Source organism: Achromobacter spanius, from assembly GCF_003994415.1.
Taxonomy (GTDB): domain Bacteria; phylum Pseudomonadota; class Gammaproteobacteria; order Burkholderiales; family Burkholderiaceae_B; genus Achromobacter; species Achromobacter spanius_C.
The window spans coordinates 6230586-6242600 of record NZ_CP034689.1; the positions used below are offsets into that span (position 1 = coordinate 6230586).

12 protein-coding genes and 1 pseudogene are annotated in these 12015 nt (G+C 59.6%); 6 read left to right on the forward strand and 7 right to left on the reverse strand.

Annotation, left to right across the window (positions count from 1 at the left end):
- Positions 1-38: 38 nt before the first annotated feature.
- A pseudogene (gene pstS, locus ELS24_RS28475) lies at positions 39-1060 on the reverse strand (phosphate ABC transporter substrate-binding protein PstS).
- Between the two features lie 100 nt (positions 1061-1160).
- Positions 1161-1610, reverse strand: a complete 450-nt coding sequence (locus tag ELS24_RS28480) for an ArsR/SmtB family transcription factor (protein WP_006221933.1) — start codon at positions 1608-1610, stop codon at positions 1161-1163.
- Positions 1611-1721: 111 nt separating this feature from the next.
- Here ELS24_RS28480 and ELS24_RS28485 point away from each other — a divergent pair, with 111 nt between their 5' ends.
- From ELS24_RS28485 to ELS24_RS28510, 6 genes are all read left to right on the forward strand, one after another.
- Entirely contained in the window at positions 1722-2045 is a 324-nt protein-coding gene (locus ELS24_RS28485; RefSeq protein WP_006221932.1) for an ArsR/SmtB family transcription factor, read from the forward strand.
- Positions 2045-3130, forward strand: coding sequence for an ArsO family NAD(P)H-dependent flavin-containing monooxygenase (locus ELS24_RS28490; RefSeq protein WP_035212062.1), 1086 nt, complete (start codon positions 2045-2047; stop codon positions 3128-3130). Before ELS24_RS28485 ends, ELS24_RS28490 begins: the two co-directional genes overlap by 1 nt.
- 8 nt (positions 3131-3138) lie before the next feature.
- Positions 3139-3564, forward strand: coding sequence for an arsenate reductase (glutaredoxin) (gene arsC, locus ELS24_RS28495; protein ID WP_006221930.1), 426 nt, complete (start codon positions 3139-3141; stop codon positions 3562-3564).
- A gap of 60 nt (positions 3565-3624) precedes the next feature.
- Positions 3625-4824: an MFS transporter gene (locus ELS24_RS28500; RefSeq protein ID WP_006221929.1), complete on the forward strand. Its 1200-nt coding sequence runs from the start codon at positions 3625-3627 to the stop codon at positions 4822-4824.
- Positions 4825-4834: 10 nt separating this feature from the next.
- Positions 4835-5587, forward strand: a complete 753-nt coding sequence (arsH, locus tag ELS24_RS28505; RefSeq protein ID WP_006221928.1) for an arsenical resistance protein ArsH — start codon at positions 4835-4837, stop codon at positions 5585-5587.
- A 192-nt stretch (positions 5588-5779) separates the two neighbouring features.
- Positions 5780-6199 carry a universal stress protein gene (locus ELS24_RS28510; protein WP_100220332.1) on the forward strand — a complete coding sequence of 140 codons (420 nt, stop codon included), beginning with the start codon at positions 5780-5782 and terminating at the stop codon, positions 6197-6199.
- A gap of 86 nt (positions 6200-6285) precedes the next feature.
- On the opposite strand, the gene ELS24_RS28515 is transcribed toward ELS24_RS28510, so the two are convergent.
- The 5 genes from ELS24_RS28515 to ELS24_RS28535 all read right to left on the reverse strand — a co-directional run bounded on the left by ELS24_RS28515 (position 6286) and on the right by ELS24_RS28535 (position 11821).
- On the reverse strand, positions 6286-7563 hold the full coding sequence (locus ELS24_RS28515; RefSeq protein WP_127186021.1) for an FAD-dependent oxidoreductase: 1278 nt from the start codon (positions 7561-7563) through the stop codon (positions 6286-6288).
- A 105-nt stretch (positions 7564-7668) separates the two neighbouring features.
- Complete coding sequence (locus ELS24_RS28520) at positions 7669-8160, reverse strand: MarR family winged helix-turn-helix transcriptional regulator (RefSeq protein WP_035212055.1); 492 nt, start codon at positions 8158-8160, stop codon at positions 7669-7671.
- A 33-nt stretch (positions 8161-8193) separates the two neighbouring features.
- Entirely contained in the window at positions 8194-9543 is a 1350-nt protein-coding gene (locus ELS24_RS28525; RefSeq protein ID WP_081247807.1) for a sigma-54-dependent transcriptional regulator, read from the reverse strand.
- The gene (locus tag ELS24_RS28530; RefSeq protein WP_006221923.1) at positions 9540-11057 is read right to left on the reverse strand and encodes a sensor histidine kinase; all 1518 of its coding nucleotides are present in this window, start codon (positions 11055-11057) and stop codon (positions 9540-9542) included. The genes ELS24_RS28525 and ELS24_RS28530 overlap by 4 nt, the downstream gene beginning before the upstream one ends.
- The gene (locus ELS24_RS28535) at positions 11054-11821 is read right to left on the reverse strand and encodes a PhnD/SsuA/transferrin family substrate-binding protein (RefSeq protein ID WP_240669406.1); all 768 of its coding nucleotides are present in this window, start codon (positions 11819-11821) and stop codon (positions 11054-11056) included. The genes ELS24_RS28530 and ELS24_RS28535 overlap by 4 nt, the downstream gene beginning before the upstream one ends.
- Between the last annotated feature and the right edge of the window lie 194 nt (positions 11822-12015).

Here is a 12015-nt window from a genome sequence, read left to right on the forward strand (position 1 = left end):
ATCCTGCAAGCGCTGCCGGGCGAGACCGACTCCTGGGATCAACGCTTGATCTGCGCGGCCCAGTAGCTTTCGATCTGGGCAACCAGCTCCTTGGGCAGCGGCACGTAGTCCAATGCCTCGGCTTCGTGCTGGCCGTTTTCCAGGGCCCACTTAAAGAAGTCCAGCGTGGCGACCGTACGCGCTGCGTCCTTGGGCTGCTTGTACATCATGACAAACACCGTTGCCGCGATGGGCCAGGCGTCGTCACCCGGCGCGTTGGTGATCACCAGATGGAAATCCTGCGAGTTCTTCCAGTCGGCGTGCGCGGCTGCGGATTGGAACGTCTTGTCACTGGGCACGACGAACTTTCCGTCCGAGTTCTTGACTGCCGCGTAAGACATCTCGTTCTGCAGCGCGTACGCCAGTTCTACGTAACCGATCGAATTCTTGATCTGCTTCACGTATGCGGCGACGCCTTCGTTGCCCTTGCCGCCCACACCAACGGGCCACCGTACGGACGTGCCCTCACCCACCTTGGTCTGCCATTCCGGGCTGATCTTGGACAGGTAGTTGACCCAGTTGAAGGTCGTGCCCGAGCCGTCCGAACGATGCACCACCGTGATCTTTGCGTCGGGCAGTTTCATCCCCGGGTTCAGATCGGCGATTGCTTTGTCATTCCATTTTTCGATCTTGCCCAGATAGATATCAGCGAGCAAGGGACCGGTGAAGCGCAGCTTGCCCGGCTCGATGCCGGCGATGTTAACGACGGGAACCACGCCGCCGATGACCACCGGGAACTGGCCCAAACCGGCCTCTGCGAGTTCCTTGGGGGCAAGGGCTTGTCAGACGCGCCGAAGTCGACCGTACCGGCCTTGATCTGCGCGATACCGCCGCCCGAACCGATCGATTGGTAGTTGATCTTGTTGCCCGTCTTGGTGTTGTAAGTGTCGGACCACTTCGACAGGATCGGGTAGACGAACGTCGATCCGGCGCCCGTGATATCCGCGGCCTGGGCTGAAACCATGCCGAGTGCGAAGGAAATGCCCAATCCGGCAGCGTATCTTTTGGCCTGTGCAAACATGCTTATTCTCCACTTGAGGGTGCATTGAGGAAGTCCGTTTGACTCCCTGATCACAACATCTCTGTCTGTCGTGATTTATGGAAATAATGAATCAAATTCATTAACGGTTTATGACAGTTTCCAATTCCTGCCTGCCCCGTCCCGACGTGCCAATGACAAGCTCGGCGTCGTCAGGCAAGCAGCCACACGCATGCGTCGCGCAGCAGTCTTCCAGGATGAATTCAAGTAGCCCGTAGATGCCTCCGAGCCGCGCACGATAGCGAACGACCTCGCCTGTTCTACTGCCGACGATCAGACCAGCTCTCGCAAGCCCAGCCAAGTGTTGCGACACCGTGCTGCGCGGCCCGCCGACGACGGCGGCTATCTTCGCCGCATCCATTCCGCGCGGCTCCTGGCGTATCAACATCCGGAAAATGGCCAAGCGCGTCGAGTGGCTCAGCGCAGTGAACACCGAGACAGCTTCCGCTGCATTCGTTGCCGAGGCGATTGGAGAGGCGAGCGCTGAGACCATGGCTTGAGGGCGCCCTGAGGGCCAATCGAGGGTTTCCATATAAAGTCCATATGTCTTGATTTAACGACATATTGTGCTTGTCACATGACGATTCGATGACAGTCTAAATTTATCTTCTCAACGTTTCAATTATTGTTGTAGTATTGACGAATGGATAAAAACACTGCTGTGAGCGTTTTCGAATCTCTTGCCTCCGGCGTTCGCTTGGACATATTCCGTCTTCTCGTGCGCGCCGCTCCAGTCGGCTGTGTTGCCGGGGAGATCGCGGCGGAATTAAACCTGCCGCCCACTAATCTTTCGTTTCATCTAAAGGCGCTAACGCAATCAGGTCTACTTACCGTAGAGCAAGAGGGGCGGTACATGCGCTACCGCGCGAATATCGATTTGATGAACGAGTTAGTGAGCTATCTCACTGCGGAATGCTGCAGCGGAATTCCAGCGCCCTCTTCCTCCGAAACTCTGGGGGCCGCCTGATGTCCGAGGTCGCTCCTGACCGCCATGCGGATGTGGTCATTGTTGGGGGTGGCCAGAGTGCCCTCGCCGTTGCCTACTTCCTCAGGCGTACCGCTTTAAAGGTGATTCTTCTGGACGCTGGCGCGGGTCCGGGCGGAGCATGGCGGCACGGATGGGAATCGTTGCACCTGTTCTCACCCGTACAGTGGAGCTCCCTGCCCGGCTGGCCTATGCCCCCGACACAAGGTTACCCGGCGCGAGATCAGGTTATTGAATACCTCGCGCGCTATGAACAACGATACCGCTTCAAGGTGGAGCGGCCTGTAGCGGTTGCGTCCATCAGCAAGCGGGAGTCAGGATTCTTCGTCGATACTGACAAGGGCGCTTGGCATGCCAAGGCCGTAATCAGCGCCACAGGCACCTGGAGCGCTCCATTCATTCCACCGTACGACGACCGGGACGTCTTTCGTGGCGAACAGGTCCATTCCGCGCACTACCAGTCGCCAGCCCCTTACGCGGGCAAGCGCGTGTTGGTCGTTGGCGGCGGTAATTCCGGAGCACAGATTCTCGCAGAGCTTTCCGAGGTTGCCCAAACCACGTGGGTAACGTCCACCGAACCGCTGTTCTTGCCGGATGACGTTGATGGACGGGTTCTATTTGAACGCGCTACCGCGCGTTGGCAGGCGATGCAGTCGGGCAAACAACCCGAAGACCTTCCAGGCGGATTTGGCGATGTGGTCATGGTCCCACCCGTGCGCAAGGCGCGCGAGCGCGGAGTACTGCAATCGGTTCGCCCATTCTCGCGCTTTACGTGCGATGGCGTCGTGTGGGCCGACGGTTCTTCGTCAGTGGTCGGCGCTGTCGTGTGGTGCACCGGATTCCGGCCTGCATTGGCGCATCTCGCCGCACTAGGCATCCTCGACCCCGATGGCAAAGTTCGAGTTTCTGGCACGCAGGCTGCCGATGTTCCAGGCCTGTGGCTCGTCGGTTATGGCGAATGGACGGGTTTTGCGTCCGCCACCCTCATTGGCGTCATGCGAACCGCCAAATCCACTGCGGCCGAAGTGGCCGCTTTTGTTGAAACCGCATTTTCTCTCACCTCCTGATCACACATATGAGCACCGTTACCATCTACCACAATCCCCAATGCGGAACCTCCCGGAACACGCTAGCGCTGATACGCAACGCGGGGATCGAACCGCAAGTTATCGAATATCTACAAACGCCGCCGGATCGCGACACCCTCGTTGATCTGATCGCCCAAGCAGGTTTGACCGTTCGTGACGCTATTCGCCAGAAGGGGACGCCGTATCTCGAGCTTGGGCTGGACGACGCATCCTTAAGCGATGATGCGTTGATCGACGCCATGCTGGCGCATCCCATTCTGATCAACCGCCCGTTTGTCGTGACTCCTTCGGGTGTTCGCCTGTGCCGACCTTCCGAGGAGGTATTGGACATCCTCGAGGCTCCCCAGCGCGGCCCGTTCACCAAAGAAGATGGCGAAGTGGTCATCGACGACAGCGGAAAGCGCGTGCGCTAAACCATGCCAAGTCCTTCGACAGCCGCGGACACTGTGCATCCATCCGACAAGGCGCACGGATTGGTCACAGCATTGGGGATAGGTCAGATCTGTTCCTGGGGATCGCTCTACTATAGCTTTCCGTTGATTGCCGAGGCGATGGGCAAAGAGCTTGGCTGGAGCAAACCCGACCTCTATGGCGCTGCCACGCTCGGGCTGATCCTCGCCGCGTTGGCCGCATATCCGGTGGGTGTTGCGGTTGATCGTGGACACGGTCGTTGGGTAATGGGCCTTTCCTCACTGCTCGCGGGAGGGTTGCTGTTGCTTTGGTCTCAAGTGACGTCCCTGCCGGCTTTCTACGTCCTTGTCGCAGCCCTGGGCGCGTTGCAAGCAGCCACGCTTTACGAGCCGGCCTTCGCCGTGATCGCGCGCCGCGTGGGTCCGGGTCATTCACGGGCGGGCATTACCGCTCTGACGCTATGGGGTGGCTTTGCCAGTACTGTCTTTATCCCGCTGGTGCAATGGCTGTTGAATCTATGGGGCTGGCGTGAAGCATTGATCGCACTAGCTGCGGTCAACGCAATCATCTGCACCGGCGCCTACCTGCTCTTTATTCAGCCTGCCCGAGATGCCAGGCCGACCGACAACGTCAATCCTGGTGAACAGCGCGAAAGAAATCGCCTAGCTGTTCAGGAAGCGCTGCGTCGGCCTGTTTTCTGGGCGCTGCTGTTGTCGCTGACAGCATACGCGGCCATGTTCTCTGCCTTTACGTTCCATATGTACCCCTTACTGCGCGAGCGAGGCATCGACACCGCTTCGGTTGTTCAAGCCATCGCTTTGATCGGCCCCGCCCAAGTGGCGGGCCGAATCGTCGTAAGCATTTTCGCGGCACGCGCCTCCATGCGAATGGTGGGTACAGCGGTGGTGACGGTCTTCCCGCTCGCCTTTGGCGCCCTTGCCTACTTGCACACGGACTTCATTGTCGTCGCGGCAATCTGCGTGGTTTACGGCGGAGCCAACGGCATATTCACGATCGTTCGTGGCATGGTTGTGCCTGAAATGTTGAGCCGACATGCCTACGGAGCCATCAACGGGCTCCTGACCGTGCCGATGACATTTGCGCGCGCCGCCGCCCCGGTGGGCGCCGCGGCCCTTTGGGCCATTGGATCCTCCTACGACGGAGTGCTTGTCTCAATCTTGGTGGTGGCGTTATTACTGGCCGCAAGCTTCTGGCTGGCAGCGTGGCTCAGCCGCCCAAAACTACAATTTTTGCCCGAGTGAGTGTATTGCAATGACGACGTATTCTTCACCCTCTGACCTCGATCTTCCGAGCCTGGATGACTCTTTGCTGGACGTCCCCACGCACGACAAGCTGTCGCTGACGGCCGGCGCGACGCATCCGCCCCGCATACTGCTGCTGTACGGTTCCCTGCGTGAACGCTCGTACAGTCGGTTGCTCACTGAAGAGGCGGCGCGGATTTTGACGCGGCTCGGCGCCGAGACCCGGATTTTCGATCCGAGCGGCTTGCCTTTGCCCGATAGTGTTCCCGCGGACCATCCAAAAGTGGCTGAATTGCGTGCACTATCCCTGTGGTCCGAGGGGCAGGTATGGTGCAGCCCCGAGCGGCACGGCACGCTTACGGGTGTGTTCAAGAGTCAGATCGACTGGTTGCCGCTGGAGACGGGTAGTGTGCGGCCGACACAGGGCCGCACGCTTGCGGTTATGCAGGTTTCGGGGGGGTCCCAATCCTTCAACGCGGTAAACGCCTTGCGCGTGCTGGGCCGCTGGATGCGCATGGTAACCATCCCGAACCAGTCCTCAGTCGCCAAGGCGTTTCAGGAGTTTGACGAAGCCGGCCGCATGAAGCCTTCGCCCTACTACGACCGGGTGGTGGATGTCATGGAAGAACTCTATAAATTCACACTGCTGGTGCGGGACCGAAGTGACTATCTCACGGACCGATATAGCGAGCGCAAGGGCATGGCCGAGGAGATCGCACGCCTGGCTCGTGAAGCGATGACGCATGAGACGGAGACCCAATAAGGTTTACGCCCTCCTCTCCTTATCTTCATCAACTTGACGAACGGACTTTATTTCCATATACCTGGACATACGGAATAGCTTCCGTTCTTTTCAAGAAATGCGGGTGGGACCGGACCGGTTATCCAGCCTATCGACGTTCCGATCAGCCTGAGGGACGCCGGCGAATCACGTTGCCTGGCCTCATGGGTGAAGATGATGTTTACGCGCATTCTGGTGGATTTCGACCTCGCACACCTGAGTCGGCCATCGTTGGTGGCGCTCTTGGACTTGGCACAAGCCAACCATGCTGCATTGACGTTCCTCGCAGTGCGCCCAAAGCTGGATGAGCTTTTGAGCGAATCCGAGGAGTCATTCCTCGCTGATGTGCATAAGCAGATTGGGACCGAGTGGGCTACGCTCTTGTCCGCAGCTCGAGAACGCGAATTGCAGCCGCGTCTTCATATCCTTGCGGGCGATTCTATTGAGTCTCTTTTGGCATTCGGGCGTGAGATGGACGCCGACCTAATCGTCGCAGGCAATTCGCACTGCGGCGGCCTCAAGAACGCCATTCTGGGAGTCCCGTGCAAAGAGCTTTTAGGGCGCGCAGATGTGGCCATCCTGATCCTTCCTTAAAACCACCTCGTCGACGTGGACCGTCTTCATCGGCAGCGGGGTCGCAGATTGAACCTCCGCCTGCGCCCTCCGATGACAATTGCAGATTAGGTGCAGCACTTTGCTTCAGCGCTTGCACGACGAACTTGCGTGTTACACACACCGGTCTCAGGAAGCACAAGCTCCACTCGTTTTGCAGCTTCCAAGTCGCCGGCTAGTGCGGCCACAACAGATCGGACCTGTTCATAGCCTGTCAGCATTAGAAACGTAGGCGCACGCCCGTAGCTTTTCATTCCAACGACGAACACCCCCTCGTCGGGATGCCCCAGTTCCGAGGCGCCATGGGGCCGAACTGTCCCGCAACTATGCACATTCGGGTCGATCATTGGAGCCAAGCGAATAGGGCTTTGCGTTGCAGGATCGAGTTCGAGCCTAAGCTCCGCCATCAACCGAAGGTCGGGACGAAATCCCGTTGCGACGACAATCTCGTCGACGGGGGCAAGCGCCTTGACGCCACTGTGAACCGTCAAGCCCTCGTCGGAATCGCTCACGCGGTCAACGTCGACACCGGTGAAAAGCGCTATCCTTCCCTCGTCCAGAAGCTTTTTGACTGTCGTTCCCAACCTACCGCGCTCCTCAAGCTGGTCATTCTCTCCGCCTCCGAAAAGCCGATCGGTCGAAGCCCCGCGGATCGCCCAATAAACCCGTGTACCAGGTTCAATGCTGGCCAGTTCCACTAGGTCCTGAAGCGCATTGAAGGCGGAATGGCCCCCGCCAATCACCAACACTCGACGATTGGCGTATCGCTGCCGGGCGTCTCCCAGAATGTCGGGAATGCCATAGGCGATCTGGGCCGCGAACCGCTCTTCTCCCAAGGCCGGGATGCCATGCGCGCCCATCCAGTTTGGTGTGTTCCAGGTGCCAGAGGCATCGATAACTGCCCGTGCCCGGACATCCCGCTCGCCATCGGGTCCGCTGACCCGCAGCAGGAACGGTGCGGCAGCGCGATCCTGGCTTCTCATGACATCGTGCCCAACGCGGCTGACCGCCATCACGCGGTGATGGGTCTTCAGGCAACGCTTGATCGGCGCCAATTCCGACAAGGGCTGCAAATACTGCGCCAGCAATTCGCGTCCGGTGGGATAAGCGTCACTGGGCGGGGCAACCCAACCTGACTGCGCGAGCAACTCGCCGGCCTTCTTGTCGATGTTGTAGCCCCACGGAGAGAACATCCGTACATGTCCCCACTGGTTCAGGCTTGCGCCCGACTGGTCCCCTGCTTCGAATACGACGAAGGGTATGCCTCTGTCCAGCAGATGAGCGGCGGCGCTCAGCCCGACGGGGCCGGCTCCGATGATTGCGACGGGGTGGTCATTGATGCGCATTCCAGGTACCTCTCTTCATGGGGTTGGGACACGGCCGAAGCCGTATTTAATTGGTACTACCAACTATTTGCTTAAAAAAAAGCCGCAATTTCTACGGCTTGGACTCTACGGCTCAAACTCCACGGCACACGTCGAGGCGACGCCACAACGTGCTTGTGCGGCGCGCGTCAACTGCCGCAGCAGATCAAGCGATGCCTCCAGGACCTCGGGCTTCATGTGTTCGATCATGGCAAATTCTTCGGCAACCAGATCCGCCCGAATGGTCTGATACAGCTTGCGCCCCGCCGCGGTCGGCTCAAGCTGCACCGCCCGGCGGTCGGCGGCATCTTCGATCCTTGTGACGTAGCCCTTGCGTTCCAGCGAATCAACAATTCGGCTGGCCGTGCTCTTGTCCAGGAACATCACCAGCGCAAGCGCCTGCAACCGCAGCGGCCCTTGCTTGACCAGGGTTTCCAAGGCATAGCACTGCGCCACGGACACGTCATAGCAACAAATGCGATCGCGATCGCGGAATTGATGGACCCTGATCAGCTGGTTCACCGCTTCATAGAGCGCTTCGGCGTCCCGACTGGCCAGACGTGTTCTTGTTGAATTCATTCTTGGTGGCTAAATTAGTTGTTGGTGCCAACGTTATTCGCTTTGGCGCTTCAGGTCAATACCGTAGCGCTTCATTTTTTGCCACAGGTTCTTCCTGGATATGCTCAAGACGTCGGCCGTTTCTTGAATGCGGCCGCCGTGCCGGCGCAACACCTCTTCGATGTACAGCCGCTCACAGATCTGTTGGTAGGCGTTGAGCGTGGCCTCTTCCCCACCTTGCGGCTCATCGTGAAAATGGTCGCCGTCCGGACCTTCAGGAAAGATGTCCCCCGGCAACAAGACGCTGGACTGGCTTACCAGACAGGCGCGTTCGATCCGGTTATGCAATTCGCGGATATTGCCCGGCCAGGGGTACGCCTGCATCTTGGCCAGTGACAACGGGTGCAGGGTTTTTGCAGGCTCTCCCAGGCGCTCGGCAATGCTGGTGGCAAACCGTTTGGCCAGCCAGAGGATGTCTTCAGGCCGATCGCGCAGCGGCTTTACCTCAAGGGTGACGGTGTTGATCCGGTAGTAAAGGTCTTCCCTGAACAACTTGGCGCTGACCATCTCGGCCAGGTTTCGGTTGGTGGCGCAGACCAGGTCGAACTTGGTGTGGGTGTCGTGTTCGGCGCCCAGTCGGCGGACACGCTTTTCCTGTATCGCACGCAACAGCGCGCCTTGCAGCGCCGGCGATAGCTCTCCGACTTCATCCAGGAACAGCGTGCCGCCGTCGGCTTGTTCGAAGTAACCCTTGCGTAGCTTGTCCGCACCGGTATAAGCCCCCTTTTCATAGCCGAAGAATTCCGCTTCGGCGATGGTGGAGGCAATGGCGCCGCAGTTCACGGCTACGAACGGCCGCGCGGTAAGGTCCGGCCCCGCCTGGCTGTGGATCAGTCGTGCCAATACCTCTTTGCCAACCCCTGACTCTCCAACCAACAGGACGGCCGACGCACGGCCCGCCAGCCGGGGCACCATGCGGCGTAGATTCTGGGCCGCCTGCGACACCCCTAGTTCCGTATCGCTTTCCGGCGAGGCCTGCGCCGGGACAACATCGCGCACGGTCTGGATCAGCGTCGCGATGTCAAAAGGCTTGGTCACGTAGTCCTTGACGCCGAGCTTCAGCAAATCCACGGCCCTTTCCACCGTGGCATAGGCGGTCATCAGGATGAACGGTGGCAATGTACCGCCCTGCGCCACCAACTGTAGATAAAGTTCGTCGCCATCCAGGTCTGGCAGGCGGACATCGCTGATCACCACGCCATAGGCATTGGCGTGGATGGCCTCCCTTGCCTCATACCCCTTGGAAAACCAGTCGGCACGGATTCCCTCCAGACGAAACCTTTCCACAATGGATTCGCCCATGATGGCGTCGTCTTCGATCAAACAGACATATGGCTGTATCACGGCGTCAGCTCCAAGTTCGTTTTTTCAATGGGTGCGGCGCAAGGCAGTGTGATGGTGAAGGCGGTGTAGCCTTCTTCGCTTATCACTTCGATCGTGCCTTGCAATTGCGTGACGATTTGGTAAGTCACCCACAGGCCCAGTCCGCGGGAGCGGCCCTCTGCCCGCCCCGCTCCCCGGGCATCCACCCGGTAAGGCTCAAACAAATGGGGCAGCACATCGTGTGGAATGTGCTGCCCGGAATTTGCAATTTCTACTGAAAGGCGGTCGGCGGTTCCGGTCACGGTGCAACTGACGCTACCGCCGCGTTCCACGGCGTTCTTTGCGTTGATGAGCAGGTTCAAGACCAACTGGCGCACCAGATGCGCGGGCAGCGGCAATTCGTCCCGGGTGGTGACGTCCCACAGCAACGAGGCGTTCTTCTCCGATAATTCGGGCTCGATCAGCAAGCGCAGATCCTGCCAATCCGTGGTGTGCATGAAGGCCGAATCCAGGCGCGCCTCCACCAGCAAGGCACCGACCGTATGCCGAATCTGCATCAAGCCCCGTCGCGTCAGGCCGACTGTTCTTTGGGTTAATTCATCGTAGGAACCGTGCTTTTCCAAGGTATCCAACGCGTTGAGCATGCCGCCAAGCGGGTTATTGATCTCGTGCGCGACCCCGGCAGCCACTAGGCCTACCGCTGCCAGCCGTTCGGCGGCAATGATTTCCTGTTCAAGCGCTTCCTGTCGTTCCAGTTGCGTCAGCATGGATGCAAAGCTGCGCCCCAACACCGCGATTTCGTCGCTTCCTTCCTTGCGCAAGGAAAGTCCGATGTTGGCCGCCGGTTCGCGCCCGACACGCTGAGTCGCCTGGGCCAAAGACAGGAGCGGCCGTGCAATGCGGTTTCCCCATAACCAGCCCAGCGCCAGTAGCAACAGCAGCCCGGGAATACTGACCAGCAGCACCTGGCTGACCAGGTCGTACAGGCGCTGGCGCCAGATGCTAGCGTCGTAAGACGCCAGCACGTATCCAGCCAATCCCGCATCTTCAGACACAACTGCGGCGCCGGCGACTGCCAACGTGGCGTCCAGGCTATCGGGGGTATTGAATACAAAGGTGCGCGGATCGTCACGCAGGGTTTGCGCCGCAGCAGCCAGCTCGGTGGGCAAACCGGCGCCGGGCGTCAGCACCGGATAGCGATGCGGATCGGATGACGCATACACATGCAAGCTGGGGTCCAGCACAATGATCGACCGCAAGCCTGGGGCGCCATCTCCTGCCGTGAGCGGTATGCGCAACGCCTCGTAGACCCGCCACAGATCGTCACGCATCAAGGGTTCGCGCACCGACAAGGATAAAACCTGCGTTAACGCCATCGCGCTTTGCCGCGTGTCTCGCAGCATGCCGACGTAAGCGGTTCGCATCAGCGTCGCGGTAACCACCAGTTCCGTTACCACGATCGCGGCGGCCAAGGCCAACGGCACCTTGTAGCGATAGCTGATTCTGGACCAGGGGTTCCAACGGGCTGACTTCATGCAGAATCTCGTGCCGGGTTTTCGCCCGCTGACGTGCGCACCAACCCACGGATACCGTCGTACAGGCTATCGGCCCCCTCAACAAACCGATCGAGGAATAGGCGCTTGAGTATCAAGCGGCCATCCGAACGCGCGTGCATCTGGAGCAAAGCATCGCGCAGCGCAAGCGCGGTGTCGTCGGCAACATGCTCGCCGACCACGATGGGCGGAAACCCATATTCCGGGGATCGCCATGCGACGCGGGTGCCGGCGGCGCGCGCGCCATGTTGCGACGCAATGCTGTCCCAGACGTATCCATCGACCGCCCCGCCGCTGGCCAGCCCCGCCGCGACCGCCTCCACAACTTTGCTGTGCGCAAAGGTGAAGAAAGCCTTGCTGAAAAACCGTAGCGGGTCCTGATGCTCGGCAAGCAGTTCCGTCCGAGGCACCAGAAAGCCGGAATTAGAAAGTGGGTCGCTGTAGGCGAAGACCCGTTCGCGCAAGCCTGCAATTCTTGCCGTGCTTCGGTCCTCCTTGGGCACGATCAGGTACGACCGGTACTGCGGTTTGCCTTGGTACTGCGGCACCACCAGCAGCTTGAGCTTATCGGCGTTCAAGACGTAGGGGTAGCCACAGATCCATGCCGCGTCGATCTGGCCGCGCAACAGCAGGTCCACGATTTCCCCGTAGCTGCGTCGTTGGACGAACTGAATGTCCTGCTTAAGCGCTGCTTGAAGATCGGCCCGCCAGATATCCAGCAGTTGGAGCTGGTCGTCCAGGAACACCGCGGTCGTGCCTAACAGAAGCGGCGCGGACGCCGCTGCGTTGCGCGGCAAGGTACAGGCCGCGATAGACGCTACGCCGGCCGCGAGAAAGCTGCGGCGGTTACCGAACGGTAACGCCAGCCCCTGTTGGGGCGCCTGGACGTTACCTCTCCGGCATCGCGTTGTGCCCATGGTCTTGGTCTCCTCCTGTGTAG

Bases quoted from the DNA above. Each gene is read 5' to 3' on its own strand.
- ELS24_RS28480 (WP_006221933.1), bottom strand. From the start codon at position 1,610: ATGGAAACCCTCGATTGGCCCTCAGGGCGCCCTCAAGCCATGGTCTCA.
- ELS24_RS28485 (WP_006221932.1), top strand. From the start codon at position 1,722: ATGGATAAAAACACTGCTGTGAGCGTTTTCGAATCTCTTGCCTCCGGC.
- ELS24_RS28490 (WP_035212062.1), top strand. From the start codon at position 2,045: ATGTCCGAGGTCGCTCCTGACCGCCATGCGGATGTGGTCATTGTTGGG.
- arsC (WP_006221930.1), top strand. From the start codon at position 3,139: ATGAGCACCGTTACCATCTACCACAATCCCCAATGCGGAACCTCCCGG.
- arsH (WP_006221928.1), top strand. From the start codon at position 4,835: ATGACGACGTATTCTTCACCCTCTGACCTCGATCTTCCGAGCCTGGAT.
- ELS24_RS28510 (WP_100220332.1), top strand. From the start codon at position 5,780: ATGATGTTTACGCGCATTCTGGTGGATTTCGACCTCGCACACCTGAGT.
- ELS24_RS28515 (WP_127186021.1), bottom strand. From the start codon at position 7,563: ATGCGCATCAATGACCACCCCGTCGCAATCATCGGAGCCGGCCCCGTC.
- ELS24_RS28520 (WP_035212055.1), bottom strand. From the start codon at position 8,160: ATGAATTCAACAAGAACACGTCTGGCCAGTCGGGACGCCGAAGCGCTC.
- ELS24_RS28530 (WP_006221923.1), bottom strand. From the start codon at position 11,057: ATGAAGTCAGCCCGTTGGAACCCCTGGTCCAGAATCAGCTATCGCTAC.